Consider the following 25,736-nt stretch of genomic DNA (forward strand, 5'->3'; position numbering starts at 1 on the left):
GTCAGAACAGGCGGCGCAGCATATAGCGCGCGGCGGCTGCATAAAGACGTATTGTAGCCAACTTTGGGGGCGCCTGCGCCGTTGCCATGGCGCCAGGGGCGCGGAAAAAAAAAGCCAGCTGGGTAAGCTGGCGAAAACTATTTCGTTTGGACAAAATAGCCGGAAAAATCGGTGCTGTCGGCCGCGAAGGCATTGCGTTGTCTTGCAATGACTCCACTGTAGACAAAACACCACGGCTTGACCGCTGAAATGTGACGAACTGTCGGTTTGGCGGCTTGAACGTCGATAATCCATGACCGGGCGGACAGACGGCCAGCGCCAGCGCCCCGTTCAATGCTCCGTTTCCTGCATCCGGCTACTGCGGCCGGGACCGCCGCGCTCGACACCGCGCGCATCAAAGGGACGCTCGATGACGGGGCGCGGCTGCGGCCGCTCGGCGTGGGGCCGCTGCTCACCACGCCACCCGGGGCGGCCCACCTGGTCTTGCACGGGTGGCAAGGTTGGCATCGCCGGCATCACGGGCTGGGCCGGTATCGGCGGCTGTTGCGGCTGGGCCGGCACGGGCGGCCGGTTCGGCTGCATGGGCCGCGGCGCCATGTGCGTCTGGCCATCGTCCGTCTGCAAGCGGCCGGGACGGTTGACCCAGTCACGCCGGAAACCGTTGTCGCCGTGCGGCGCATCAAAGGGGCGCTGCCAGTTGCCCGCCGGCGCAGGCGCCGTGCTCAAGGGCAAGCTTTGCATGACGGGTGGCGGCATGCTCGTGCGGTTGCGGCGTGGCACATCGACCGTGCGCTGCGCGCCAAAGCGCTCGCCCGGCAGCATGCTCATGCCTGCACGGCGTTCGCGCTCGCCCGCCACGGCGCGGCGTCCCTCGACCACCCGGTTGATGCGGCGTTCATAGTCCGCGCTGGCGCGGTAGCCGGGCACGTAGCGGTCATGCGGCGACAGGGGAAACCAGCCCACGCCAGGACGCGCACCTTGCTGCGGCCCGTGGCCTCCCCCCACCCAGCCCACCAGGGCCGGCGCCCAGGGCACGCGGCCGCGATCACGCCCCGGTGCCCAGCCCCAGCGGTGGCCCAGCAGCACCCAGCGACCGTAATGCGAGGGCGCATAGCCCCACGGCGCATTGTCGACCCAGGTCCAGCCCCACGGCGCGATCCACGTCCAGCGCCCGTCGCTGTAGGGCGCCCAGCCAGCCGGCACCGTACTGGGCAGCCACAAGGGGCCGTATTCCGCGTCTTCGTGCCAAGCGCCGTAGCGGTCCAGCTCTTCATAGCCGGTGGTATCGTCGGTGACATAGCGCAAGGCTGGCGCGGCAGCGGGCAAGGCTTCGGGCCAGTGGTCGAAAGCGACCCTGTGCAAGGCGCCCGTGCGCAATGCATCGTCCGTCAGCTCGGCGCGCTTGCCGGCACGCAAGGTGACGCTGCCCGTCGCGCCATCCACGTCGGCCGCGCCTTCGAGCACGCTGACGACGCTGGTGCCGGGCTGGCGCCCCGCCTCGATGCGCACCCAGCCCGGCTGGGTGAGCGTCACGCGCGCCTGGGCGGTGGTCAGCTCGAAGCCGCGCAGCGCATCGGGATTGCGCACGCGCACGCTGACTGTGCCATAGCCGAGGTGCGCCTTGAAACTGTCGTCTTCGAGCTCGCTCACTTCCAGCTCTGAATCGCCATCGAGGCGCACGGCGGCCGCGCCCACGCGAAATTCCGCCAGCGCGCCGCGTTGGGTGCTAAGCCGGTTATCCGTCGTGATGGGCCAGTTCAGCAGGGCGTTTTGCGCCTCGCCATCACCGGCGCGTACCAGCACCTGCCCTTCGACGGTGGAAATGCGGCCCACGCGGGCCGGCGGGTCCTCGGCCATGGCGAAGGTGCATGCCGACGACAGCAACACGGCGCACACGGCTTGCAGGCAGGGGAAAGGTAGGGTCGCACGCATGGCAGCGCTCCAGGCAGGACTTACAAGGATGATTGCTATCGATTACATCCGCATCGGGCGGGCATCGCAAGCGGGCTTACAAATGTTTGCATCTTGGTTTGCATCTTGATCTGCCTCAGGATGCCGCCTGGCTGCCCCGCTTGACGAAGAACAAGGCGGCGCCGACGGCCATCAACAGGCCGCCAAAGAAGCGGTTCTGCTTTTTCACGGCGCTGGCGTCGCGGAAAAAACGCTGCATCGACGAGGCCAGGAAAGCGTAGCTGTGCATGACGATCTGATCGATCGTGCACATGGTGATGGCCAGGATCAGCAATTGCGGCAGCAGCGGTGCCGTGGAACTAATAAATTGCGGCAATACCGCCACCATGAAAATGATGCCTTTCGGATTCGTCACGTTGGTCAGAAAGCCCGTCAGCACACGTCGGCCCATGGAAGGCACCACAGCGTCGGCATGCAGGTCGCCCGTAACCGCCACCTTGGCGCGCCATTGCGACAGGCCCAAGTAAATCAAGTACAGCGCGCCCACTGTCTTGACGATATTAAAAGCCACTTCGGAGGCCAGCAGCAAAGAGCCCACGCCGGCACCGGCGATGCCCAGCACCACCAGCAGCCCCAGTTGCAGCCCCAGAATGGTGGCGCTGGCCTTTTTCACCCCGTACGACAGGCCATGCGACATCGACAGCACGGCGCCCGAGCCGGGCGAGACGGCGATGATGGAGGCGGCGATGACAAAGGTGATCCAGGTGGCAAAGTGCATGCGGTATCCAAAAATGCTGATGAGGAGCAATTTTAACCCGGCCCGTGCGGCCCTGCCGGCCCAGCCTGAGGTAAGATCGCAGTCATGACTTACCTACGTCATCCCTTGCCGTACAACCAAGAATAACATTATGAAAAACAACACTTTCCTCGCTGCAAAATTTCCTGCCACCACCGCAGGAGCGCGCTGAGATGGCCGGCTCCAGCCTGCTGGCCCTGCTCGACGACATCGCCAGCATCCTCGACGATGTTTCCCTGATGACCAAGGTGGCCGCCAAGAAGACGGCCGGCGTGCTCGGTGACGACCTGGCCCTGAACGCGCAGCAAGTGGCCGGCGTGCGCGCCGAGCGCGAACTGCCCGTCGTCTGGGCCGTCGCTGTCGGTTCGATGAAAAACAAGGCCATCCTCGTGCCGGCCGCGCTGGCCATCAGCGCGTTTGCGCCATGGGCCATCACGCCGCTGCTGATGGTGGGCGGCGCCTACCTGTGCTTCGAGGGCTTCGAAAAGATCGCGCATAAATATCTGCACCCGGACGACAGCCACAAGGCCGAGCTGGCACAGGCGCTGCGCGACCCGCAAGTCGACCTGGTGGCGCTGGAGAAGGACAAGATCAAGGGCGCCATCCGCACTGACTTCATTTTGTCGGCGGAAATCATCGTCATCGCGCTGGGCACGGTGGCTGCGGCCACCTTCGCCGAGCAGGTGGCCGTCGTCGTCGGCATCGCCCTCATCATGACGGTGGGCGTGTATGGTCTGGTGGCTGGCATCGTCAAGCTCGATGACGCGGGCTTTTATCTGGCGGCGCGCAAGGGCGCGGGCGCGCTGATGAATGGCGTGCGCGGCTTTGGCCGCATGCTCGTGTCGGCGGCGCCGAAACTGATGAAATTTCTCTCCGTGGTGGGCACGCTGGCCATGTTCATGGTGGGCGGCGGCATTTTGACGCACGGTTGGCCGTGGGCCAGCGGTTTGCTGCATCACGCGGAAGCAGCCGTCGGCGGCGTGGCCGGCATCGGCCCCGTGCTGGCAGCCATCACGCCCAGCCTGATTAACGCGGTGGCTGGCCTCATCGCCGGTGGCCTGGTGCTGGCCGGCGTCACTGCCGTGTCGGCTTTGTTGCGCATGCTCAAATCAAACAAATAAGCTTTCTGGTCTGATGGGGCGGCAGGCGCATCCGTGCCTGCCGCCCCGGCCATGCCGGCGGCGCCTGCCTGCCCATGGAGACCTTATGCAGCCTTCCCCCATCCAACGCCCCAGCAACGCCTTCATTGGCGCCTCCTGGGCGGCCCTGCTGATCGGCGCCATTACCTATTTGTCCGGCCTGTGGAACGCCACGATGGCCCTTAACGAAAAGGGCTATTACTTTACGCTTCTCATGTATGGCCTGTTCGCCGCCATCTCGCTGCAAAAATCCGTGCGCGACCGTAGCGAAGGCGTCGCCGTGACGGGCATGTACTTCGGCCTGTGCTGGGTTTCCGTGCTGTTGGCCTTGCTGCTGCTCACCGTCGGCTTGTGGAATGCCACCCTGCAAAACAGCGAAAAGGGTTTTTATGCCATGGCATTCCTGCTCAGCCTGTTTGCCGCCGTGGCCGTGCAAAAGAATGTGCGCGATGTGGCGCGCGCCCCGGCCGCCATACCAGCCGACGCGCCGGGAACTTAAGCACCAGCGGCGCGTCTATCGCTATATCCATATCGGGAGAGGACGATGAGCGACCAGCAGAAACGTTTACAAATGGCGCTGGAGGCGGCGCACATGGCGATATGGGATTCGCGCATCGTCGCTGGCCAGGTCATCGACGGCACGGTCATCTGGTCGGCCAGGGGCGCGGCCCTGCTGGGCCTCGGGGAGCACGCCCTGACGCATTCCTTCCCCGCCTTTCTCGACTGCGTGCATGCCGATGACCGCGACAAGGTGATCGGCGTGCTGCAGGACGGTGTGCGCCGGTGCGGCGGCTACGCCCTGCAATACCGCGTCGTCTGGCCCGATGGCAGCGAACACTGGCTGGCGGCCAAGGCGCAGGTCTTCATGGATGGCGGCGGCCACCCTGAACGCACCCTGGGCGTCATCTGGGATGTCACCGAACACATACTGCGCGAACTCATGATAGCCGAGCGCAAGGAACTGGCCGAAGTGACGCTCAGCTCCATCGGCGACGGCGTCATCACCACCGATCCGCAGGGCAAGACGCGCTACCTGAACCGCGTGGCCGAGCAACTCACGGGCTGGAGCAGCCAGTTGGCCGAGGGGCTCGACATCCTGGAAACGCTGTGCCTGGTCGATGAGCATTCGAACCAGCCGCTCGAGCACGTCGCCATCAAGTGCTTGCGCTTGCGCCAGGCCATCGGCATCTCCACGCACACGCAACTGATCACGCGCGAAGGCCGGCGCATCGCCATCGAAGAGTCCGCCGCACCCATCTGGTCGCGCGAAGGTGAGATCCTCGGCGCCGTCGTCGTGTTTCGAGACGTCAGCCACGAACGCAAGCTGAGCCAGCAATTGTCGTGGCAAGCCACACACGACGCCCTGACGGGCCTGATCAACCGGCGCGAATTCGAACACCTGGTGGCGGGCGCCCTGCATACGGCCAAAGAAAACGGCCACGCGCATGCGCTGCTGTACCTCGACCTGGACCAGTTCAAGATCATCAACGATACCTGCGGCCACGCCGCCGGCGACGTGCTGCTGCAGCTGCTGGCCAAGATGCTGCAGGGACAGATGCGCGACAGCGACATCCTGGCGCGCCTCGGTGGCGACGAACTGGGCGTACTGCTGCCCCACTGTCCGCTCGAGCATGCGCGCCTGATCGGCGAACAGCTGCGCCAGTCCGTGCGCGAATTCCCCTTCGCCTGGGACGAACACAGCTTCGAACTGGGCGTGAGCATCGGCATCGCGGAAATCAACCAGGACAGCAAGTCCATGAGCGAGCTGCTGAGCGCCGCCGACCAGGCTTGCTGCCTGGCCAAGGAACAGGGCCGCAACCGCCTGCATGTGTACCAGGAGGCCGATGTCATGCTGGCGCAGCGGCATGGTGAAATACTGTGGATTTCGCGCCTGAACGAAGCGTTCGCACACCATTATTTCCGCCTGTACGCCATGCCCATCGTGCATCTGCGCGACAGCCCGGAACAACATGACGAAGTGCTGATCCGCATCCGCAACAGCCAGGGCGACCTGATATTACCCGGCGCCTTCATTCCCGCCGCCGAACGCTACGACATGATGCTGTCGATCGACCGCTGGGTCATCCGCGCCGTCTGCCAGCATATCCAGAGCGTGCGCGACAGCCTGCCGCCTTTGGCCGCGCTGGCGGAAAGCCGGCGCCGCACACCGGCCATGTATTCCGTCAACCTGTCAGGCATGTCGCTGGCCGACACGGGCCTGCAAGACTACATCACCGGGCAATTCGTGCAGTACGCCATTGCGCCCGAACAAATTTGCTTTGAAATCACGGAAACGGCCGTCATTGCCAACTTGCCCAAGGCGCAAGTGTTCATGCGCCAGCTCAAGGCCATGGGCTGCCGCTTCTCGCTCGACGACTTCGGCAGCGGCTTTTCCTCGTTCGGCTACCTGAAAGCGCTGCCCGTCGACTACCTGAAAATCGACGGCGTCTTCGTGCGCGGCATCGCCACCAATGCCATCAACCGCGCCATGGTCAAAGCCATCAATGAAGTAGGCCACGTGATGGGCTTGAAAACAGTGGCCGAATACGTGGAAAACGCGGAAACCCTGGCCATCATCCGCGACCTGGGCATCGACTACGCGCAAGGCTACGCCGTGGGCAGCCCGCGGCCGCTGACGGCGGGCGCCGATTAGCCACCGTCGGCAACCAGTAACTTTAAAACAATGCCGCATTGCTATCGCTAAATGCGTGCGAGCACGACCAATCTGGAGGATTTTGATCTACATCAATAAATTTGCGCAGGCGACTCCTTACACTGATCTCCATTCTTGCAATCGTGCAAGTCTTACTCACCAATGAACTCTTTAACTGATCAGGAAGCCGCGACCATGCGCCAAAATTTGCCAGTGACTAACCGTGAAGTCCTCGTCTTGGACGATCAGGCCATCGTGTCGAAAACGGATATGAACGGCAATATCGTGTATGTGAATCCGTACTTCAGCCAGGTAAGCGGCTTCAGCGAGGCAGAACTGATCGGTTCGCCGCAAAATATCGTGCGTCACCCGGATATGCCGGCCGAAGCGTTTGCCGACCTGTGGACCTCGATCCAGGCCGGCACGCCGTGGACGGGCCTGGTCAAGAACCGTTGCAAGAACGGCGACTTTTACTGGGTGCGCGCCAACGTCACACCCATCCGCGAAGCGGGCAAGACCATCGGCTACATGTCAGTGCGCGTAAAGGCCGACAAGGATCAGGTCAAGGCGACCGAGGAAGCCTACACGGCCATCCGCAACAAGGAAGGCGGCAATATTGTCATCAAGAACGGCCAGATCGTGCGCCCGGGCCTGGCGCACCTGCTGCACAATCTGACGCACATGTCGCTCAACCTGCGCATCTGGGCCGCCACGTCCATCGTGAACTGTTTGCAACTGCTGGTGTGCATCATCAGCCTGTTCGCCAGCGGCGGCAAGATCACCAATTACGCCATCTTCGGCGCCACCCTGTTCGGCTTCCTGATCAACGTTTTCCTCTGGTACACCTTGCGCATGTCCGTGCTCAAGCCGCTGGGCAAGGCCTTGAACGGCGCGCGCGCAATTGCCGCCGGCGACCTGTCGGGCAGTTTTGAAACGGAAAGCACGGATGAAGTGGGGCAATTGCTGCGTGCGCTGCAACAGATGAACAGCAACCTGATCGCCACCATCCGCGACGTGCGCATCAACGTGGAAACCATGGCCGTGGCCACCAAGCAAATCGCCGTCGGCAATATGGACTTGTCGGGCCGCACGGAATCGCAGGCGGCCAGCCTGGAAGAGACGGCCTCGAGCATCGAAGAATTCTCGTCGACGGTGAAACAGAACGCGGACAACTCGGTGCAAGCCAACGAACTGGCCGTGGCCGCCTCAAAAGTGGCCGTGCAGGGTGGTGAAATCGTGGCCGAAGTAATCACCACCATGGACGAGATCAACACCTCGTCGAAGAAAATCGTCGACATCATCGCCCTGATCGAAGGCATCGCCTTCCAGACGAATATCCTGGCCCTGAACGCGGCCGTGGAAGCGGCCCGCGCCGGCGAGCAAGGCAGGGGCTTCGCCGTGGTGGCGGGCGAAGTGCGCAACCTGGCGCAGCGCTCATCCGTGGCGGCCAAGGACATCAAACAGCTGATTGAAATTTCCGTCGGCAAGGTGGGCGCCGGCATGCTGCAGGTGAACCGCGCCGGCGCCACCATGGAACAGGTAGTGAGCTCCGTCAAGCAAGTCACGGCCATCATGCAGGAAATTTCCATCGCCTCGCGCGAACAGAGCATCGGCGTCGACCAGGTCAACCAGGCCATCGCCCACATGGACCAGGTGACGCAGCAGAATGCGGCCCTGGTGGAAGAAGCCGCCGCGGCCGCCACGCGCCTGGCGGAAGAAGCCGCCAGCCTGTCGCAAGCAGTGAGCCTGTTCAATTTCGGCAAGATGCCGCCACCGCGCCGCGTCGCCATGCCCGGCGGCAAGGGAGGCGCCGCGAACACCGGCAAACCCGCCGCTCTGAAACGCCTGGCCGCCTAACACCTTTCAAGACCTTACACACATCATGCCTACACTACTCAGCAGTGCTTCCGCCGACCTGGACGCCGTGGTCGAATTCGACCCGGTCATCATCGGCAAGATGAGCCAGTCCGGCCCCCGCTACACGTCCTATCCGACCGCCGACCGTTTCAATGCCGACTTTGGCTACGGCAACTTCCTCGAAGCGCTGGCCGCGCTGCGCATGCGCGGCGGCCGCCGTCCGCTGTCGCTGTACGTGCACGTGCCGTTCTGCGACACCCTGTGCTACTACTGCGCCTGCAACAAGATCATCACCAAAGACCGCAGCAAGGCCGCCACCTATCTCAGCTATCTGAAACAGGAAATCGCCATGCAGGGCAAGCTGTTTGCCGGCATGAACCAGATCGAGCAGCTGCATTTCGGCGGCGGCACGCCGACCTACCTGAGCGAAAAGCAGATGGACGAGCTGATGCTGCATTTACGCCAGCATTTCGAGTTCGCTTCCGATGAAGACGGCGAGTATTCGATCGAGATCGATCCGCGCACCGTGTCGCGCGAACGCGTGTTTTCCCTGCGCGCGCAAGGGTTCAACCGCATCAGCCTGGGCGTGCAGGATTTCGACGCCGACGTGCAGAAGGCCGTCAACCGCATCCAGCCGGAAGCGGAAACGGTGGCCATCATGCAAGCGGCGCGCGACGCCGGTTTCCGCTCGATCAGTATCGACCTGATCTACGGTTTGCCCAAGCAAAGCCTGGACACCATGACGGAAACCCTGCGCAAAGTCATTTCCGCCAGCCCCGACCGCATCGCCCTGTATCACTACGCGCATATGCCGCACCTGTTCAAGCCGCAACGCCGCATCCTCGACGCCGACATGCCCGACAGCGCCACCAAGCTGGCCATGCTGGGCCTGTGCATCGCGCGTCTGACGGCCGCCGGCTATGTCTACATCGGCATGGACCATTTCGCCAAGCCAACGGACGACCTGGCCGTGGCGCAGCGCCAGGGCCGCTTGCACCGCAACTTCCAGGGCTACTCGACGCGCGCGGAAGCGGACCTGATCGCCTGCGGCGTGTCGGCCATCAGTTCCGTCGGCGCCGTCTACAGCCAGAATGAAAAGACGCTGGACGCGTATTACGAAAAACTCGACGAAGGCGTGCTGCCGATCGCGCGCGGCATCAAGCTCGATACCGATGATTTATTGCGCCGTATCATCATCCAGATGCTGATGTGCAACTTCGAATTGTCGATCGCCACCATCGAGCAAGCGCATCCCGTGAAGTTCCGCAGCTATTTCGCCGCCGAGCTGGAAAAGCTGCGCGAACTGGCCCGTGACGGCTTGCTCGTCATCGAGGAAGACTGGTTGACGGTGACGCCGAAAGGGCGCTTGCTGATCCGCAATATCTGCATGGTCTTCGACCGCTACCTGACGCAGGCCCGCGCGAACGCGACGCCGGACGCGGTGCAGCCGCTGCGCTACTCGAAAACGGTGTAACGCCGCCCGATGAATGCCCTCAGCCTCGTGCCCATGTTCATGGTCGGCCTGGCCGGCAGCGTGCACTGCATCGGCATGTGCGGCGGCATCGTCGGCGCGCTGTCGCTGGGCGGTGGCGCAGCTCCCGCGCCCAGCCGTCCCGTGATCGCCATCGCGGTGGCGCGCCCGGTGCTGCAAACGACGCTGCAAACAAACGTGCTGCGCGTGCTGGCCTACAACGGCGGGCGCATCGGCAGCTACATGCTGGCCGGCGCCCTGGCCGGCAGCCTGGCCGGCGCGGGCATGCTGCACATGGCGTCCCTGCAAGTGGCCGGTTACTGGCTGGCCAACCTGATGCTCGTCGCCCTGGGCCTGTACTTGATGGATGCCTGGCGCGGCCTGGCCCACCTGGAAGCGGCCGGCAACGTCGTCTGGCGCCGCGTGCGCCCCCTGCTGCATCCTTTGATGCCGATGGATAGCGCATTCAAGGCGCTGGCCGTGGGCGGCCTGTGGGGCTGGGTGCCGTGCGGCATGGTCTACAGCGCCCTGCTGACGGCCATGCTGCAGGGTTCGGCCCTCGACGGCGCGGCCAGCATGGCCGCCTTCGGCCTGGGCACCCTGCCCATGCTGCTGGGCATGGGCTTGCTGGGCACGCGCCTGCGCGCGCAGATGCAGCGCCGCCCCGTGCGCATCGCCAGCGGCTTGCTGGTGCTGGGCTTTGGCTTGCTGGGCCTGCTGCGCGCCGCCAACGGCGTGTCGCTGGGCTGGCTCGAGGCCCTGTGCGTCACGGGCCATCCATAAAAAGACGCATGAAACCAAACCTATGAATGCTGTTTTAAAACCCTCCGCCTGCTTCCATTGCGGCTTGCCCGTCCCCGTTGGCTCCAGCTGGACCGTCACTATCGACGAGGTGCCGCGCGCCATGTGCTGTCCCGGCTGCGAAGCGGTGGCGCAAACCATCGTCGACATCGGCCAGAGCGCCTACTACCGCGACCGAGACGAATATGCCGTCAACGCGTTTGATGCCACCCTGATGCCGCCCGAACTGCGCCTGTACAGCAATGACGACGCGCAATTCGCGCGCGACGCCAGCAGCTGCGAAGCGACACTCTCCGTCGAAGGCATCCGTTGCGCCGCCTGCGTCTGGCTGATCGAACGCCAGCTGACGCGCCTGCCCGGCGTGCAGGCAGCCAGCCTCAACGTCGCCACGGAGCGCCTGTACGTGCGCTGGAGCCGCGCGCAGTGCGAGCCGGGCGACATCCTGCAAGCCGTGCGGCAAGTTGGCTACACGGCTTATCCATATGACGCCGTGCGCCATGGCGAGCGCCTGCAAAAGGCCAGCAAGACCCTGGGCCGCCAGCTCTTCGTGGCGGGCCTGTCGATGATGCAGGTGATGATGTACGTGGCGCCCGCCTACCTGGCCGCCGAGGACGGCACCCTGGACGACAATATGGCCAGCCTGATGCGCTGGGCCAGCCTGCTGCTGACCTTGCCGGCCATCTGCTATTCGGCCATGCCCTTCTTCCAGGGTGCCTGGGCCAGCCTGCGCGCACGCACCCTCGGCATGGACGTGCCCGTGGCGCTGGGCATCCTGGCGGCCTTCTTCGGCAGCGTGGTGGCGACCTTTACGGGCCGCGGCGAGGTGTATTACGACTCAGCCACGATGTTCATCTTCCTCTTGCTGTGCAGCCGCTATTACGAGCTGCAGGCGCGCCGCAAGGCCGCCTCGGCGCTGGAACGCCTGCAGCACGCCTTGCCCGCCTCGGCCTCGCTGATGGCGGGCTTTCCCGACAACCGCGCCACCACCCTGGTGCCGGCCGGCACGCTGGATGTGGGCGACATCATCCTTGTGAAACCGGGCGAGGCGATCGCCGCCGACAGCGTCATCATCGAGGGCACGAGCGCGCTCGATTTATCTCTGCTGACGGGTGAGAGTGCGGCCCAGCGGCGCAAGGCGGGAGAACAGGTGCCGGGCGGGGCCATCAACGCCAGTGCCGTCCTGACATTGCGCGTACTGAAACCGGCGCGTGAAAGCACCCTGTCGGACCTGTTAAAACTCATCGAGCGGGCCGGCAGCGGAAAGCCGCAGATCGCGCAGTGGGCCGATAAAGTGGCGGCCTGGTTCGTGCTGGGCCTGCTGCTGTTTGCCGTCGCCGTGTTCGCCTTCTGGAGCTGGCACGATGCGTCGCGGGCCTGGCCCGTGGCCATCGCCGTGCTGGTCGTGTCGTGCCCGTGTGCATTATCCCTGGCCACGCCGACGGCGCTGGCGGCCGCTACCGACAGCCTGCTGCGGCGCGGCGTGCTCATCGTCCAGCCGCATGTGCTGGAAACCCTGCACCGCGCCACCCATATCGTCTTCGACAAGACGGGGACTTTGACCCTGGGCCGGCCTGTGCTGCAGCAAATCGAGGGCCTCGGCAACATGACGGAAAACGCTTGCCTGCAACTGGCCGCCGCGCTGGAAGCGGGCAGCGCCCATCCGCTGGCGCAGGCGATCCTGGCTGCCGCCGAAGGGTTGCCAGGACAGCAGGCGCGCGCGCATGCGCAACAATTGCAGGAAGTGCAGGGCCAGGGTCTCGAAGGCGTGATCAATGGCGTGCGCTACCGCCTGGGCAACGCGGCCTTTGTCGCCGCCATCGCCGGGCCGCCGCTGGGCGACACGGCCGTCGGCATGCAGGGCATGACGCCGCTGTACCTGGGCACGCAAGGGCACTGGCTCACGCGCTTTTTGCTCAGCGATGCGCTGCGCCCGGAAGCGCGCGAAGTGGTCGAGTATTTCCACCGGCGCGGCAAGCAAGTCGTGTTGCTGAGCGGCGACCAGGAAGCGCTGACGCAAAGCGTGGCGGCGCAGCTGGGCATCGCCACGGCCTGCGGCGAATGCCTGCCCGATGAAAAGCTCGATTTCGTGCAGCAATTGCAGGCGACGGGCGCCGTCGTGGCGATGGTCGGCGACGGCATCAACGACGCCGCCGTGCTGAGCGCGGCCGACGTCTCGTTCGCCATGGGTTCCGGCGCCGCGCTGGCGCAGGCGCATGCGGACACGGTGCTGCTCTCGAGCCAATTGGTTTCCGTGCTCGATACGGCGCAAACGGCCGCGCGCAGCATGCGCATCATCCGCGAAAACCTGGGCTGGGCCACCCTGTACAATCTGACGGCCATCCCGGCCGCCGCGCTGGGTTTCCTGAACCCCTGGCTGTCCGGCGTCGGCATGGCTGCCAGCTCGGCGGTCGTCATCGCCAACGCCCTGCGCCTGCGGAAAGCTTGAACCATGGAAGCACTCTACCTTCTCATCCCTTTAAGCGTCGTGGTCGTCTTCATCGCCCTGTGGGTGTATTTCACCGCCTCGGACAGCGGCCAGTTCGACGACCTCGTCGGACCGGGCCTGCGCGTGCTGCAAGACGACGATACGGCCGTCAAACCGCCGCCCGACGAACCGCACGCTTGACTTTTCCACACCCGGCACGATGGTACCCAGCCATCGTTGGCATACGCTTTTTGACACAGGTCAAGCACCTCTTGCAGGGATCTTGCCTGGCTTTTTTTATCCAAATCAGCATTTATTTCGATGCCAGTTAGCTACCCTTATTTCATCCTGGGAATTTTGATCCACATCAAAGTTTTTTCGCGGTCAAACACTTACTCTCTGGCCACCATCATAAATAGTAATTCCAGGGAGAGTCTTTGTGGATCAATCGCTGAACTATAACTACAAGATCGTGAAGCAATTCGCGGTCGCTACTGTGGTATGGGGCATCATCGGCATGCTGGTTGGCGTTATCATCGCCGCTCAGTTGGCCTGGCCTGCCCTGAACCTCGACATACCTTGGCTGACATACGGACGTTTGCGTCCGCTGCACACGAATGCGGTGATTTTCGCCTTCGGCATCTGCGGCCTGTTCGCCACCTCGTACTACGTTGTACAACGCACCTGCCAGGTGCGCCTGTTTTCCGACAAACTGGCCGCTTTCACGTTCTGGGGCTGGCAAGCGGTGATCCTGTGCGCCGTCGTCACCCTGCCCATGGGCATGACGCGCGGCAAGGAATACGCCGAACTGGAATGGCCTATCGCCATCCTCATCGCCGTCGTCTGGATCGCTTACGCCATCGTGTTTTTCGGCACCTTGATCAAGCGCAAGGTCAAGCACATCTACGTGGCCAACTGGTTCTTCGGCGCCTACATCCTGGCCGTGACGATTTTGCACGTGGTCAATGGCGCTGTCATGCCAGCCTCGTTCACCAAGTCGTATTCCGCCTATGCGGGCGTGCAGGACGCCATGATCCAGTGGTGGTACGGCCATAACGCGGTGGGTTTCATCCTCACCGCCGGCTACCTGGGCATGGTCTACTACTTCATCCCGAAACAGGCCGAGCGCCCCGTGTACTCGTACCGCCTGTCCATCGTCCACTTCTGGGCGCTGATCTTCACCTACATGTGGGCCGGCCCGCATCACCTGCATTACACGGCATTGCCTGACTGGACGCAATCGATCGGCATGGTCTTCTCGCTGGTTCTGTTGGCACCAAGCTGGGGCGGCATGATCAACGGCATCATGACCCTGTCGGGCGCGTGGCACAAGCTGCGCACCGATCCGATCCTGAAATTCATGATCGTCTCGCTGTCGTTCTACGGCATCGCCACCTTCGAAGGTCCGATGATGTCGATCAAGACCATCAACTCGCTGTCGCACTACACCGACTGGACCGTTGCCCACGTACATGCGGGCGCCCTGGGCTGGGTGGGCTTCATCACCATGGGTTCGATCTACTATCTGCTGCCACGCCTGGCGGGCCGCACGCAGATGCACAGCACGCGCCTGGTCGACGTGCACTTCTGGGTGGCCACCATCGGCATCGTGCTGTACATCGCGGCAATGTGGATCGCCGGCGTGATGCAGGGCCTGATGTGGCGCGCGGTCAATCCGGACGGCACCCTGACCTACACCTTTGTCGAAAGCGTGAAAGCAACATATCCGTACTACGTGGTACGCGTGGCCGGTGGCCTGCTGTACCTGTCGGGTATGTGCATCATGGGCTACAACACCTGGATGACCTTGCGCGGCAGCAAACTCCCCGTCGCCCGCATTCCGGAACTGAACGCGGCGCACGCCTGATAGGAGCAAAAGCAAATGAAATTTTCACATGCATGGATTGAGAGAAACCCCTGGCTGCTGATCGCCCTGGTCACGGTGGTGATCAGCATCGGCGGCGCCGTCGAAATCATTCCCCTGTTCTTCCAGAAGAGCACGACGGAACCGGTCGCCGGCCTGAAGCCGTATTCGCCGCTGCGCCTGGCGGGCCGCGACATTTACGTGCGCGAAGGCTGCTACAACTGCCACTCGCAGATGGTACGTCCGCTGCGCGCGGAAACGGAACGCTATGGCCACTATTCGGTCGCTGGCGAGTTCGTGTATGACCGTCCGTTCCAGTGGGGTTCCAAGCGTACGGGGCCGGACCTGGCCCGCGTGGGCGCCCGCTACAGCGATGAATGGCACCGCACGCACTTGAACAACCCGCGCGACGTGGTGCCCGAGTCGAATATGCCGGCCTACCCATGGCTGGCGAAGACCAAGCTGGTGCCTGACGACATCATGCCGAAGATGCGCGCCCTGCAACGCCTGGGACAGCCGTACAGCGATGCGGAAATCACCGCCGGCCCGGCGCAGCTGCAGGACAAGACGGAAGAAGACGCCCTGGTCGCCTATCTGCAAGGCCTCGGTACATTAATCAAAACAAGGAATTAGCATGGCAATCGAAAACCTGTTTGACAGCGCCAGCAGCGTCATGACGGTGGTTTCCTTTACGACGTTCGTAGGCATCCTGTGGTGGACGTTCAGCCGCAGCAACAGCGACTTCGACGCGGCGGCACGCCTGCCGTTCGCCGATGACGCATTGGACTATCCGGCCGAGGCCGAGATGAGCGTGGCAAAGGAGCGCAACCATGGCTGACTTTACCAATGGCTTCTGGAATATCTACATTATCGTGCTGTCCTTGCTGGGCATCATCGGCTGCGGCGTGCTGCTGTACTCGCAGTCGAAAATCAAAGTGGTCGACGGCGCCCCTGCCGACGGCACCACGGGCCACGTCTGGGACGAGGACTTGAAGGAACTCAACACGCCAATGCCGCGCTGGTGGATGTGGTTGTTCTACATCACCATCGTCTTCGCCCTGGCGTATCTGTTCCTGTATCCGGGCCTGGGCAACTATGCCGGCAGCCTGGGCTGGAAATCGACTGGCCAGTACGAGGAAGAGCTGAAGAAGGCGGAAGCCGACTACGGCCCCCTGTTCAACAAGTACCTGAGCCAGGACTTGAAGACGGTGGCCGCCGATCCGCAGGCGCAAGCCATCGGCCAGCGTTTGTTCCTGACTTACTGCGCGCAATGCCACGGTTCGGATGCGCGCGGCAACAAGGGCTTCCCCAACCTGACCGACAAGGACTGGCTGTATGGCGGCGAACCTGACATCATCAAGACCACCATCCTGCACGGCCGCAATGGGCAGATGCCACCGATGGGCGCCGCCCTGGGCTCCGAAAAGGATGTCGAGAACGTGGCCCACTATGTGCTGAGCCTGTCCGGTTCCACCTCGGATCCCGTCAAGTCGGTGTTGGGCAAAGCCAAGTTCGGCGCCTGCATGGCCTGTCATGGCGCCGATGCGAAGGGCAACCCGATGCTGGGTTCGCCGAATCTGACGGACAAGATCTGGCTGTATGGCGGCAGTGCCGATACCATCATGGAAACCGTACGCAAGGGACGCAGCAACACCATGCCGGCCTTCAGCGATTTCCTCGGCGAGTCCAAGGTACACGTGCTGTCGGCCTATGTCTGGAGCCTGTCGAATCCCCAGACGCCCGTGAAATGATGTAATGGAACCTCAAGTCATCAAGATGTATGCGGCCCGCGAGCAAATCTACCCTCGCGAGGCCAAAGGACGCTACGCTACCTGGCGATGGGTATGCGTATGGCTTACCCAGCTGGCGTTCTACGGCTTGCCGTGGTTGACCTGGAATGGCAGGCAAGCCCTGCTGTTCGATTTGACCACGCGCAAGTTCTACATTTTCGGCGTCGTGCTGTGGCCCCAGGATTTCATCTATCTGGCGGCCCTGCTGATCATCTGTGCGTATTTGTTGTTCCTCGTCACGGCCATTGCCGGGCGGGTGTGGTGCGGGTTCTCTTGCCCGCAAACGGTATACACGGAAATCTTCCTGTGGGTCGAACGCCGCATCGAAGGCACGCGCAGCGCGCGCATGGCCCTCGACAAGCAGGGTCCCTCCGTGCGCAAGGCCTTCAAGAAGACGGCCAAGCACCTGGTGTGGGGCGCCATCGCCCTGTGGACGGGCTTTACCTTTGTCGGCTACTTCACGCCGATCAAGGAACTGGCGCAGGCGGTGACCACCTTGAATTTCGGTCCCTGGGAATGGTTCTGGGTCTTGTTCTACAGCCTGGCAACCTACGGCAACGCGGGCTGGCTGCGCGAGCAGGTGTGCAAATACATGTGCCCCTACGCACGCTTCCAGAGCGCCATGTTCGACCAGGACACGCTGATCATCACCTACGATACCAAGCGCGGCGAACCGCGTGGCGCCATGAGCAAGAAGGCCGGCAACAACGACAAGCTGGGCGATTGCATCGACTGCACCCTGTGCGTGCAGGTGTGTCCGACCGGCATCGATATCCGTAACGGCCTGCAGTATGAATGCATCGGTTGCGCCGCCTGCGTCGATGCCTGCAACAGCGTGATGGACAAAGTCGAGCGGCCACGGGGCTTGATACGCTACAGTACCGACCATGCGATGGAAAACAACTTCAATTCGAAGCAGATACGCCAGCGCGCCATGCGCCCGCGCGTGCTGATCTACACTTCCATCCTGGCTTTGATCATCATCGCCGTGTGTACTTCGCTGGCCTTGCGCACGCCCCTGAAAATGGACGTGATCCGCGACCGCGGTTCGATGGGACGCGAAGTGGAAGACGGCATGATCGAAAACGTCTACCGCCTGCAGATCATGAACACCTCGGAGCAAAGCCAGCATTTTAAAATCAGCGTCTCCGGCTTGCCGGGCCTGACCTTGCTGACGCGCGAAGAAGTGATGTTGCAGCCGACGGAAACGCTGGGCTGGCCGATCCGCCTGCGCGTGCCGCACGGGGTCGGCGAAAAGGGCTCGAACAAGATTGCGATCGAATTGCACTCGCTGGACGACCCATCGCTGCATGTACGTGAAAGCGCGGTATTCATCGTGCCGCGCTAATGTAGGAAGGCCAGTCCCCGCATGGGGACTGGCTGATCAAACAGGAGAAATATCATGTCCGACAGTCTCAAGCTGCAAGCACCCGTTGCACCGTGGTACAAGCATCGCTGGCCTTGGCTGCTGATGATCGGCCCAGGCCTGTCCGTGGTCGTCGGCAGCTTCATGGGCTATATCGCGTTTACGCAGCCCGATGCGCTGGTGGTGGGCGACTATTACAAGCAGGGCAAGGCAATCAACCAGGATTTGAAGCGCGACACGATCGCCAGCAACCTGGCAATGGATACCAGCTTATCCTATGATGTGGCGCACGCGCGCCTCAGTGGTTCCGTGCACAGCTTCGGCAAGGCTTACCAGGGTCCGCTGCAGCTGCATCTGGCGCATGCGACCTTGCCGGAAAAGGATATCAAGCTGCTGGTGCAGCCCGATGCGGCCGGCAACTTCTCGGTAGCGCTGCCGATGCTTGAGCGCAGCCGCTGGCAAGTGCTGGTGGAAAACGATAAACGCGAGTGGCGCCTGTCCGGCATCTGGACCTGGCCCCTGCAGCGCAGCATCGCGCTGCATGCTGACGCAGAGCTGTAAAGCTTACTTGCAGACGTCGGTACCAGCCGTAATGGCTTTCAACTTGGCGGGCTGCAAGATTTCAATTTCTCGATTCGAGACGCGCAGCCAGCCTTCCTTCTTGAACTTCGACAGCAGACGGCTGACGCTCTCGATGGTCAGCCCCAGGTAATTGCCAATTTCCTCGCGCGACATGCGCAACTGAAATTTGCTGGCCGAATAGCCGCGCGCTTCATAGCGTGAGGCCAGGTTGACGATAAAGGCGGCAAAACGCTGCGTCGCCTGCATATTACCCAGCAACAGCATCACGCTTTGCTCGCGCGTGATTTCCTGGCTCATCATGCGGTGGAAATGGCGCAACAGGGTCGGCATATTGCCCAGCAATTGTTCCAGGCTGGAAAACGGTATTTCACAGACTTCGCTGTCTTCCAGCGCCACGGCATTACAGTGGTGGCGGTCGGCGCTGATGGCGTCCATGCCCAGCAGTTCGCCGGCCATCTGGAAACCCGTCACCTGCTCTTCGCCACCCGGATTGATCTGGTACGTCTTGAAGTGCCCCAGGCGGATCGCATACAGGTTCTGGAACGAGTCGCCGATGCGGAACAGCGAGGCGCCGCGCACGATCTTGCGGCGGCGGCCGATGATCTGGTCCAGCCTGTCCATATCGCCCACATCGAGACCCATCGGCAGGCACAATTGATGCATGCTGCAGGTCGAGCATCGCGCACGCAACGCTTCCACGTTCACTATGGGCAAGGTGGGAGTGAGTAGCGCTTCAGTCATGTTAATACCTTTTAGAAAATGCAATAACAAGTTTACTGCATACACGGTTGCCGTGTGCCAATTTCACCGCAATTGCGCTGAATAAACGACGTTCTGACTTTAATTATATGGCAACATCGTCAAAAGCCCATGCGGGGAGGGCAATTTGCGCCGCGCCGCTTGCCAAGCTCGGGTATTGATAGGAAAATTCCTGACAGCATTATCTGCCGCCTGTGCCGCCCGGTACTGAAAAGGAAATCATGAAGCCTCTCGGCATTAAAGCAAAAGTCGCGCTAGCCACCAGCCTGACCTCGATCGCCATGATCGCGCTGGTCACCATGATCCAGGTGCAGCACATGCGCGCCGACTTCACCAAAGTGCTGCTGAGCCAGCAATCAGCCCTGATCACCCGCACCGCTGCCGAGCTCGACGACAAGCTGGGCATGCTGCTGCAGATCGTCGCGCTGACGGCCAGGCAGCAGCCGCCGGAATTGATCGCCCAGCCCGCCCAATTGCGCGAATACTATGCGCGCCGCGCGATGCTGGTGCTGTTCGACGACGTGCTGGTGCTCGATGCGCAAGGCGCCATCGTGGCCGACATGCCGCGGGTCGCGGGACGCGCCGGCATCAACGTCGGCGAGCGCGAATACTTCCAAACCGTCGTGCGCACGCGCCAGCCCATGATCACCGAGCCGATGCTGGGCAAATCAAGCGGCATGCCCATCGTGCAGATGGTGGCGCCCGTGCTCACCGCCGATGGCCAGGTGGCCGGCGTGGTGATTGGCGTGCTGCGCCTGTACAAGGATAACCTGCTGGGACGCCTGCGCTCGGAAAAGATCAGCAAGAGCGGCTATTACTTCATCCTCACGCGCGGCGCCGTGCCGCGCTACGTGCTGCATCCCGACACCAGCCGTTTGCTGCAGCCGCGCCAGCCGAACGCCAACCTGACGACCACGCAGTTGCTGAAGGAAGATGGCGAAGGCAGCATGGTCAGCACCAACAACCGCGGCATCACGGCCGTCAACAGCTTCAAGCGCCTGAAATCCGTGAACTGGCTGCTGGGTGCCTCGCTGCCCGTCGAGGATGCCTTCGAACCCTTCGATGGCGTACTGTACCGGCTGGTACTGTGGAGCATCCTCGCTTCGCTGCTGGCTGCTTTTGTTCTGGGCTGGGTCACCGTGCGCCTGCTGTCGCCGCTGGTACGCCTGCGCGACACCCTGCTGGCCCTGCGCACCAGCGGCAACCGCTTCACTCCCGTGCCGGTGCAGCAGCGCGACGAGATCGGCGAACTGACGGAAGCGTTCAACGGCCTGATGAGCGAACGCGACCGCCTGCAGCAGGAGCTCGAATCGCGCGCGGCAGAGCTGGAACAGGAGCGTGACCGGGCCGAGGCGGCCAACCGCGCGAAGAGCGATTTCGTGGCCAACATGAGCCATGAAATCCGCACGCCCCTGAATGCCGTGCTGGGCATGGTGTACTTGCTGGGCAATACCAAGCTCGATACGGAACAGCGCAAGTATCTGACCATGGTGCGCGTGGCGGGCCAGTCGCTGCTGGGCATCCTCAACGACGTGCTCGATTATTCGAAGATCGAGGCGCGCCGCATGGAATTGTCGCCCGTCGAATTCGATCTCGACGAAGTCATGAATACCCTGGCCACGACGATGACCATGAATGCGGGCGAAAAGGAGCTGGAACTGGCCATCGCCGTCGAACCCGACGTGCCGCGGCGCCTGGTAGGCGACGCCCAGCGCCTGCAGCAGATTCTCGTCAACCTGGCCGGCAATGCCATCAAGTTCACCGAGAGCGGCGAAGTGGTGGTGGCCGTCAGTCTGGCCGAGAGCGAAAACGGGCGCGCCTGGCTGCGCTTCGAAGTGCGCGACACGGGCATCGGCATGACGGAGCTGCAGCAACAGCAGCTGTTTTCCGCGTTTTCACAGGGCGACCAGAGCATCACGCGGCGCTTCGGCGGCACGGGCCTGGGCCTGGCCATCAGCAAGCAGCTGATCCACATGATGGGCGGCGACATCGCCGTCGCCAGCAGCGAAGGCAAGGGCAGCCGCTTCTGGTTCAGCGTGCCGTTCGACATGCTGGCGCAGCCGGCCGAAACGCGGCGCACGCCGGCCTTGGGCCAGCTGCGCCTGCTGGTGGCCGACGATAACCGCACCACCCGCGAACTGATCGTCAAGCTGATCGAGGCGTGGGGCTGGCTGGCCGACGAAGTGGACTCCGGCTTTGCCGCCATCGAACTGTACCGCGAACGCCTGGCGCAGCAGCAACCCTACGACGTGGTGCTGGCAGACTGGCACATGCCCGTCATGGACGGCCTGGCCACGGCCAAGGCCATTCGCCAGGCGGCCATCGGCCAACGCCAGCCCATCGTGGTCATGGTCAACGCCTTCGCGCGCAATCACCTGGAGGAAATTTCCAGCGCCGCCGAGGCCGATGTCGTGCTGATGAAGCCGATCACGGGATCGAGCCTGTTCGATGCCCTGCACCAGGCGCTGATCACCAAGAACGACGGCGGCGAGCAGCGCATCTTGCACCAGCCGCTGGGCACGGAGCTGGCCGGCGCGCATTTCCTGCTGGTGGAAGACAATCATTTGAACCAGGCCGTGGCGCGCGGCATCCTCGAGCACATGGGCGCCACTTTGGACGTGGTGGGCGACGGCTTGCAAGCCGTGGAACGGCTGCGCACGGAGGCGCTGCGCTACGACATCGTGCTGATGGACATGCAGATGCCCATCATGGACGGTTTCAGCGCCACCCACATCATCCGCACGGAACTGCGTTTGAGCCTGCCCGTGATCGCCATGACTGCCGGCGTGCTGGCGTCCGAGCGCGAGCGCTGTATGACGGCCGGCATCAGCGATTTCATCGCCAAGCCCGTGGTGGTGGAAGAGATGATGGAAGTCATCCTGCGCCACCTGCCCAAGCGCCCGCAAGTGCAGACGGCCGAGCCGGCGCCCGTTGCCGATGAGGAAGTGTTTTCCATGGCGCCGCTGATGCGCGTGATGGGGCGCGATGCAAAGGGGCGCGGCGTGCTGCGGCGCATGGTGGAAGACGCGCTGAACAAGGGCATGACGCCCGCGCGCGACGCCGAAACAGCGTTGCAGGAGGACCGCCACAGCGACGTGGCGCGCATCCTGCACGGCGTGCGCGGTTCCGTCGGTACGCTGGGCACGAAGCGCCTGATCCGCGCCGCGTTTGCCACCGAGGAAGCCATCGACGCGGGCCGCCTGGACGAGGTGCCGGCGCTGCTGGCGCACACGGCGCAGGAACTCGAGCAGGCGCTGGCCGCCGCGCGGGAGTGGCTGGCGCGCTTACAAGATTAAATCAGGCCGGTACGCCCAGAATCACGCTGGAAGCCTTAAATATAGCCGTCACCTTGCTGCCGATCTCAATGCCCAGGTCGGTGCTGCTCTGGTTCGTGATGATGGCAGCGATCGTGCCGCCACGCGGCAAGTCCAGCACCACTTCCGTGTTGACGGCGCCCGTCTGCACGCGCGTCACCAGTCCGGCCAATTGGTTGCGCGCGGAAAAGCGCGCTCCTTCGCCATCGAGCACGAGGATGATCGACGACGCCTTGATCAGCGCAAACGCTTCCGCGCCCGGCACCAGGCCCAGGCTTTCGCTGCTGCCCTGCGTGACGATGGCCACGATGTGCTGGCCGCCTGGCAATGCCAGGGTGACTTCATCGTTGACGGCGCCCTGTTTCATTTCAGCAACTTTGCCCAGGAATTGATTGCGTGCCGTGGTTTTCATGGCCATTCTCCGTATGAGTAAAAGATCGTCGGCGATGCCTTCCGCCTGGCTGCCCAGCTGGCGCAGGTAACGGGCATGCTCGCGCTCGATGATACGGAAATTGTCGACCAGCTGGCGCCCCCGTGGGGTGAGCCGCGTGCCGCCGCCGCCCTTGCCGCCCGTCAAGCGCTCGACCAGCGGCTCGCCAGCCAGGTTGTTCATGGCGTCAATGGCGTCCCAGGCCGCCTTGTAGCTCATCTTGACGAGTTTGGCCGCCTGCGTGATGGAGCCGCATTCGGCGATGGCGCCCAGCAATTCCACGCGGCCGACGCCGCCCAGGTGCTCGCCGCCCACCGTCATCCATACCGAGCCTTGCAGGCCGATTTCTGCTGCCGCTGATTTATCCAATGCGTTCACCCAATGCCCTATTTTCTTCCATGCTGTCAATTTGTCCGTCACGCAAGTACAGCACATGCTCGCCCAGGATGCGCGCATCTTCCGGATCATGCGTGATCAGGATCATGGGCACGTCCAGGCGCTGCTGCCACTGGCTCAATTCCAGACGCATTTTGACACGCAGGGCCGGATCGAGGGCGGCAAACGGCTCGTCGAGCAGCAGCGCGGCCGGCTCGGCCACGAGCGCCCTCGCCAGCGCCACCCTTTGGCGCTGGCCACCGGACAACTCGTCGGGGAACTGGTGCGCCAGTTCCTGCAAATGAAACGCGGCTAGCCAATGCTCGACTTTCTGCAATTTTTCGCGCGCACGCGGGTTGAACCAGCCCCGCGCCAGGCCGAAGCCCACGTTCTGGCGCACCGTCAGGTGCGGAAACAGCGCGTAGTCCTGGAACAGGTAGGCCACGTTGCGCTGCTGCGGCGGCAGGTTGATGCCGGCGGCGGAATCGAACAGGGTACGGCCATTCAGGCGGATATGGCCGGCGTCCGGTGTCAACAGTCCGGCAATGGCTTTCAGGGTCATGCTCTTGCCGGCGCCGGACGGGCCATACATGGCGATGCGCTGGCTGCTGGACGTGCATTGCACCTGCAGCTCGAAGCGGCGTTTGCCGGAGCGCAAGGTGGCGCGAAGGTCGAGGTCGAGTTGCATAGGCGTCATCATCAGTGTCATTTGTGCGCAATGCGCCCGGGCGCCAGACGGCCGGCCGACAACAGCACCACGATGCAAACGGCAGAAGTAATCAGCACCAGGGTGTTGGCGACGTCGTCCTGGCCTGCCTGCACGGCTTCATACACGGCCACTGACAAAGTTTGTGTCTTGCCGGGAATACTGCCGGCCACCATCAGGGTGGCGCCAAACTCGCCCAGCGCGCGCACAAAACCCAGCAGCACGCCGGCCAGGATGCCGCGCCAGGCCAGCGGCAAGGTCACGCGGAAGAAAATCGCCATTTCCGAGATGCCCAGCACGCGGGCCGCCTGCTCCAGTTGGCCGTCGACCGCCTCGAAGGCGGCGCGCGCCGGCTTGAAAACGAGGGGAAAGGCGACCACCGTGGAGGCGATCACGGCGCCCTGCCAGGTAAAGATGAGGTTGATGCCGAAGTTGTCTTGCAGCCAGATGCCCAGCGTGCCGCGCCGGCCCAGCAGCACCAGCAGGTAATAGCCGAGCACGGTGGGCGGCATCACCATCGGCAGGGTCAAGAGGGCGTCGAGCAGCTCACGCCCGGGAAATCGCGTGCGCGCCAGCAGATAGCCCGTGCCGATGCCGAGCAGCAAATTGAGCGCCGTGGCCCAGGCCGCTACTTTGAGCGACAGGGCCAGCGCGGTCCAGGCAATATCCATGCGGGCGCGTGCCTAAGTTATGGTTTCTTGAATCCGTACTTGGCGAGGATGGCTTGCGCCGGCGCCGTCTGCAGGTAGCTGACGAAGCGCTTCGCTTCGGCGGCATTGCCGCTGCTCTTGATGGTGGCGATCGGGTACAGCACGGGCGCCTCGAGCGGCACCTCCAGCACGACGTTGACTTTATCCTTCATGATGGCCGCGTCGGTGGCGTAGACAAAGCCCGCATCGACTTCGCCGCGCGCCACATAGTCGAGCGACTGGCGCACATTCTGCGTGCCGATGGCTTTAGCTTGCACGGCGTCCCACAGCTTCGCCTTTTTCAGTGCGCCTTCCGAATAACGGCCGACGGGCACGCTGGCCGGGTTGGCGATGGCCACGCGGGTCACGCCCTTGTGCGTCAGGTCGCTCAAGCTCTTGATACCCAGCTTGCTATCGTGCGGCACGATCAGCACCAGGCTGTTGCTGACGAAGTCCATGCGGTCGGTCGGCAGCACCAGGCCCTGCTTTTGCGCCGCATCCATGGTTTCCTGGTCGGCCGAGGCAAACACGTCCACGGGCGCGCCCTTGACGATCTGCTGCAGCAGCACGCCCGAAGCGGCGAAGTTCAAGGACACCTTGCTGCCCGGATACTGCGCCTCATAGCTTTGCGCCGCATCCTTGAACGCATTCGTCAGACTGGCCGCAGCCGACACCACCACTTCGCCGGCCAGGGCGGACGAGGCGACGGTGGCAAGCAGGGCGGCGCCGAAGAATTGGGCGAGAGGGGTGAGGCGCATGGTCGTATCCTTGTAAGTGAACGGTGAACAAGGAGCGTAATATACACTTA

23 protein-coding genes are annotated in these 25,736 nt (G+C 63.1%); 15 read left to right on the plus strand and 8 right to left on the minus strand.

The window, feature by feature from the left end:
* Position 1: 1 nt before the first annotated feature.
* The 3 genes from ACQ4W7_RS05150 to ACQ4W7_RS05160 all read right to left on the minus strand — a co-directional run bounded on the left by ACQ4W7_RS05150 (position 2) and on the right by ACQ4W7_RS05160 (position 2,689).
* The gene (locus ACQ4W7_RS05150) at positions 2-334 is read right to left on the minus strand and encodes a hypothetical protein (protein ID WP_426074708.1); all 333 of its coding nucleotides are present in this window, start codon (positions 332-334) and stop codon (positions 2-4) included.
* Positions 331-1,932, minus strand: coding sequence for a DUF6600 domain-containing protein (locus ACQ4W7_RS05155; protein ID WP_436528950.1), 1,602 nt, complete (start codon positions 1,930-1,932; stop codon positions 331-333). The genes ACQ4W7_RS05150 and ACQ4W7_RS05155 overlap by 4 nt, the downstream gene beginning before the upstream one ends.
* A 115-nt stretch (positions 1,933-2,047) precedes the next feature.
* Positions 2,048-2,689, minus strand: coding sequence for a LysE family transporter (locus ACQ4W7_RS05160; RefSeq protein ID WP_436528952.1), 642 nt, complete (start codon positions 2,687-2,689; stop codon positions 2,048-2,050).
* A 191-nt stretch (positions 2,690-2,880) separates the two neighbouring features.
* Between ACQ4W7_RS05160 and ACQ4W7_RS05165 the strand changes: the two genes are divergently transcribed.
* The 14 genes from ACQ4W7_RS05165 to ACQ4W7_RS05230 all read left to right on the plus strand — a co-directional run bounded on the left by ACQ4W7_RS05165 (position 2,881) and on the right by ACQ4W7_RS05230 (position 18,634).
* The gene (locus ACQ4W7_RS05165) at positions 2,881-3,828 is read left to right on the plus strand and encodes a DUF808 domain-containing protein (protein ID WP_426074711.1); all 948 of its coding nucleotides are present in this window, start codon (positions 2,881-2,883) and stop codon (positions 3,826-3,828) included.
* Between the two features lie 85 nt (positions 3,829-3,913).
* A complete protein-coding gene (yiaA, locus tag ACQ4W7_RS05170) occupies positions 3,914-4,345 on the plus strand; it encodes an inner membrane protein YiaA (protein ID WP_426074712.1) in 432 nt (143 codons plus the stop codon).
* A gap of 45 nt (positions 4,346-4,390) precedes the next feature.
* On the plus strand, positions 4,391-6,499 hold the full coding sequence (locus ACQ4W7_RS05175; RefSeq protein ID WP_436528955.1) for an EAL domain-containing protein: 2,109 nt from the start codon (positions 4,391-4,393) through the stop codon (positions 6,497-6,499).
* A gap of 195 nt (positions 6,500-6,694) precedes the next feature.
* Positions 6,695-8,356 (plus strand): methyl-accepting chemotaxis protein, encoded by a 1,662-nt coding sequence (locus tag ACQ4W7_RS05180; RefSeq protein WP_436528957.1) that lies wholly within the window; start codon positions 6,695-6,697, stop codon positions 8,354-8,356.
* A 25-nt stretch (positions 8,357-8,381) separates the two neighbouring features.
* Complete coding sequence (gene hemN, locus ACQ4W7_RS05185) at positions 8,382-9,830, plus strand: oxygen-independent coproporphyrinogen III oxidase (protein ID WP_436528959.1); 1,449 nt, start codon at positions 8,382-8,384, stop codon at positions 9,828-9,830.
* Positions 9,831-9,839: 9 nt separating this feature from the next.
* Positions 9,840-10,610 carry a sulfite exporter TauE/SafE family protein gene (locus ACQ4W7_RS05190; RefSeq protein ID WP_436528961.1) on the plus strand — a complete coding sequence of 257 codons (771 nt, stop codon included), beginning with the start codon at positions 9,840-9,842 and terminating at the stop codon, positions 10,608-10,610.
* A gap of 22 nt (positions 10,611-10,632) precedes the next feature.
* On the plus strand, positions 10,633-13,074 hold the full coding sequence (locus ACQ4W7_RS05195; protein WP_436528963.1) for a heavy metal translocating P-type ATPase: 2,442 nt from the start codon (positions 10,633-10,635) through the stop codon (positions 13,072-13,074).
* A 3-nt stretch (positions 13,075-13,077) separates the two neighbouring features.
* Positions 13,078-13,254, plus strand: a complete 177-nt coding sequence (gene ccoS, locus ACQ4W7_RS05200) for a cbb3-type cytochrome oxidase assembly protein CcoS (protein ID WP_426074718.1) — start codon at positions 13,078-13,080, stop codon at positions 13,252-13,254.
* A gap of 238 nt (positions 13,255-13,492) precedes the next feature.
* Positions 13,493-14,920: a cytochrome-c oxidase, cbb3-type subunit I gene (ccoN, locus tag ACQ4W7_RS05205; RefSeq protein ID WP_034752511.1), complete on the plus strand. Its 1,428-nt coding sequence runs from the start codon at positions 13,493-13,495 to the stop codon at positions 14,918-14,920.
* 15 nt (positions 14,921-14,935) lie between these two features.
* The gene (gene ccoO / locus ACQ4W7_RS05210) at positions 14,936-15,550 is read left to right on the plus strand and encodes a cytochrome-c oxidase, cbb3-type subunit II (RefSeq protein WP_071080090.1); all 615 of its coding nucleotides are present in this window, start codon (positions 14,936-14,938) and stop codon (positions 15,548-15,550) included.
* 1 nt (position 15,551) lies between these two features.
* The gene (locus tag ACQ4W7_RS05215) at positions 15,552-15,755 is read left to right on the plus strand and encodes a cbb3-type cytochrome oxidase subunit 3 (RefSeq protein WP_353659451.1); all 204 of its coding nucleotides are present in this window, start codon (positions 15,552-15,554) and stop codon (positions 15,753-15,755) included.
* Positions 15,748-16,668: a cytochrome-c oxidase, cbb3-type subunit III gene (gene ccoP / locus ACQ4W7_RS05220; RefSeq protein ID WP_426074721.1), complete on the plus strand. Its 921-nt coding sequence runs from the start codon at positions 15,748-15,750 to the stop codon at positions 16,666-16,668. The genes ACQ4W7_RS05215 and ccoP overlap by 8 nt, the downstream gene beginning before the upstream one ends.
* A 4-nt stretch (positions 16,669-16,672) precedes the next feature.
* Entirely contained in the window at positions 16,673-18,055 is a 1,383-nt protein-coding gene (gene ccoG / locus ACQ4W7_RS05225) for a cytochrome c oxidase accessory protein CcoG (RefSeq protein WP_426074722.1), read from the plus strand.
* 54 nt (positions 18,056-18,109) lie between these two features.
* Positions 18,110-18,634: a FixH family protein gene (locus ACQ4W7_RS05230; RefSeq protein ID WP_436528967.1), complete on the plus strand. Its 525-nt coding sequence runs from the start codon at positions 18,110-18,112 to the stop codon at positions 18,632-18,634.
* A gap of 3 nt (positions 18,635-18,637) precedes the next feature.
* Here ACQ4W7_RS05230 and fnr read toward each other — a convergent pair whose 3' ends face one another.
* The gene (gene fnr, locus ACQ4W7_RS05235; RefSeq protein WP_426074724.1) at positions 18,638-19,396 is read right to left on the minus strand and encodes a fumarate/nitrate reduction transcriptional regulator Fnr; all 759 of its coding nucleotides are present in this window, start codon (positions 19,394-19,396) and stop codon (positions 18,638-18,640) included.
* 239 nt (positions 19,397-19,635) lie between these two features.
* On the opposite strand from fnr, the gene ACQ4W7_RS05240 reads away from it, so the two are divergent.
* The gene (locus tag ACQ4W7_RS05240; RefSeq protein ID WP_426074725.1) at positions 19,636-22,710 is read left to right on the plus strand and encodes a response regulator; all 3,075 of its coding nucleotides are present in this window, start codon (positions 19,636-19,638) and stop codon (positions 22,708-22,710) included.
* A 1-nt stretch (position 22,711) separates the two neighbouring features.
* Here ACQ4W7_RS05240 and ACQ4W7_RS05245 read toward each other — a convergent pair whose 3' ends face one another.
* Genes ACQ4W7_RS05245 through modA form a run of 4 tightly spaced genes read right to left on the minus strand, consistent with a single transcriptional unit; the run spans position 22,712 to position 25,686 of the window.
* Positions 22,712-23,479, minus strand: a complete 768-nt coding sequence (locus tag ACQ4W7_RS05245; protein WP_436529380.1) for a TOBE domain-containing protein — start codon at positions 23,477-23,479, stop codon at positions 22,712-22,714.
* Positions 23,480-23,519: 40 nt separating this feature from the next.
* On the minus strand, positions 23,520-24,230 hold the full coding sequence (locus tag ACQ4W7_RS05250; protein WP_436529382.1) for a sulfate/molybdate ABC transporter ATP-binding protein: 711 nt from the start codon (positions 24,228-24,230) through the stop codon (positions 23,520-23,522).
* An 8-nt stretch (positions 24,231-24,238) separates the two neighbouring features.
* On the minus strand, positions 24,239-24,910 hold the full coding sequence (gene modB / locus ACQ4W7_RS05255) for a molybdate ABC transporter permease subunit (protein WP_077398318.1): 672 nt from the start codon (positions 24,908-24,910) through the stop codon (positions 24,239-24,241).
* Positions 24,911-24,927: 17 nt separating this feature from the next.
* Positions 24,928-25,686: a molybdate ABC transporter substrate-binding protein gene (modA, locus tag ACQ4W7_RS05260; RefSeq protein ID WP_426074726.1), complete on the minus strand. Its 759-nt coding sequence runs from the start codon at positions 25,684-25,686 to the stop codon at positions 24,928-24,930.
* Between the last annotated feature and the right edge of the window lie 50 nt (positions 25,687-25,736).

Source organism: Janthinobacterium algoris, from assembly GCF_051380935.1.
In the GTDB taxonomy this organism is placed as follows: Bacteria; Pseudomonadota; Gammaproteobacteria; order Burkholderiales; family Burkholderiaceae_D; genus Janthinobacterium.

What these genes read in the sequence shown, in the direction of transcription:
- fnr (WP_426074724.1), bottom strand. Translation starts at nt 19,396, where the DNA reads ATGACTGAAGCGCTACTCACTCCCACCTTGCCCATAGTGAACGTGGAA.
- ACQ4W7_RS05240 (WP_426074725.1), top strand. Translation starts at nt 19,636, where the DNA reads ATGAAGCCTCTCGGCATTAAAGCAAAAGTCGCGCTAGCCACCAGCCTG.
- ccoG (WP_426074722.1), top strand. Translation starts at nt 16,673, where the DNA reads ATGGAACCTCAAGTCATCAAGATGTATGCGGCCCGCGAGCAAATCTAC.
- ACQ4W7_RS05160 (WP_436528952.1), bottom strand. Translation starts at nt 2,689, where the DNA reads ATGCACTTTGCCACCTGGATCACCTTTGTCATCGCCGCCTCCATCATC.
- ccoO (WP_071080090.1), top strand. Translation starts at nt 14,936, where the DNA reads ATGAAATTTTCACATGCATGGATTGAGAGAAACCCCTGGCTGCTGATC.
- ACQ4W7_RS05165 (WP_426074711.1), top strand. Translation starts at nt 2,881, where the DNA reads ATGGCCGGCTCCAGCCTGCTGGCCCTGCTCGACGACATCGCCAGCATC.
- ACQ4W7_RS05175 (WP_436528955.1), top strand. Translation starts at nt 4,391, where the DNA reads ATGAGCGACCAGCAGAAACGTTTACAAATGGCGCTGGAGGCGGCGCAC.
- ACQ4W7_RS05230 (WP_436528967.1), top strand. Translation starts at nt 18,110, where the DNA reads ATGTCCGACAGTCTCAAGCTGCAAGCACCCGTTGCACCGTGGTACAAG.
- ACQ4W7_RS05195 (WP_436528963.1), top strand. Translation starts at nt 10,633, where the DNA reads ATGAATGCTGTTTTAAAACCCTCCGCCTGCTTCCATTGCGGCTTGCCC.
- modB (WP_077398318.1), bottom strand. Translation starts at nt 24,910, where the DNA reads ATGGATATTGCCTGGACCGCGCTGGCCCTGTCGCTCAAAGTAGCGGCC.
- yiaA (WP_426074712.1), top strand. Translation starts at nt 3,914, where the DNA reads ATGCAGCCTTCCCCCATCCAACGCCCCAGCAACGCCTTCATTGGCGCC.
- ACQ4W7_RS05250 (WP_436529382.1), bottom strand. Translation starts at nt 24,230, where the DNA reads ATGACGCCTATGCAACTCGACCTCGACCTTCGCGCCACCTTGCGCTCC.
- modA (WP_426074726.1), bottom strand. Translation starts at nt 25,686, where the DNA reads ATGCGCCTCACCCCTCTCGCCCAATTCTTCGGCGCCGCCCTGCTTGCC.
- ccoS (WP_426074718.1), top strand. Translation starts at nt 13,078, where the DNA reads ATGGAAGCACTCTACCTTCTCATCCCTTTAAGCGTCGTGGTCGTCTTC.
- ACQ4W7_RS05190 (WP_436528961.1), top strand. Translation starts at nt 9,840, where the DNA reads ATGAATGCCCTCAGCCTCGTGCCCATGTTCATGGTCGGCCTGGCCGGC.
- ACQ4W7_RS05245 (WP_436529380.1), bottom strand. Translation starts at nt 23,479, where the DNA reads ATGACGGTGGGCGGCGAGCACCTGGGCGGCGTCGGCCGCGTGGAATTG.
- ACQ4W7_RS05215 (WP_353659451.1), top strand. Translation starts at nt 15,552, where the DNA reads ATGGCAATCGAAAACCTGTTTGACAGCGCCAGCAGCGTCATGACGGTG.
- ccoP (WP_426074721.1), top strand. Translation starts at nt 15,748, where the DNA reads ATGGCTGACTTTACCAATGGCTTCTGGAATATCTACATTATCGTGCTG.
- ACQ4W7_RS05155 (WP_436528950.1), bottom strand. Translation starts at nt 1,932, where the DNA reads ATGCGTGCGACCCTACCTTTCCCCTGCCTGCAAGCCGTGTGCGCCGTG.
- ACQ4W7_RS05180 (WP_436528957.1), top strand. Translation starts at nt 6,695, where the DNA reads ATGCGCCAAAATTTGCCAGTGACTAACCGTGAAGTCCTCGTCTTGGAC.
- hemN (WP_436528959.1), top strand. Translation starts at nt 8,382, where the DNA reads ATGCCTACACTACTCAGCAGTGCTTCCGCCGACCTGGACGCCGTGGTC.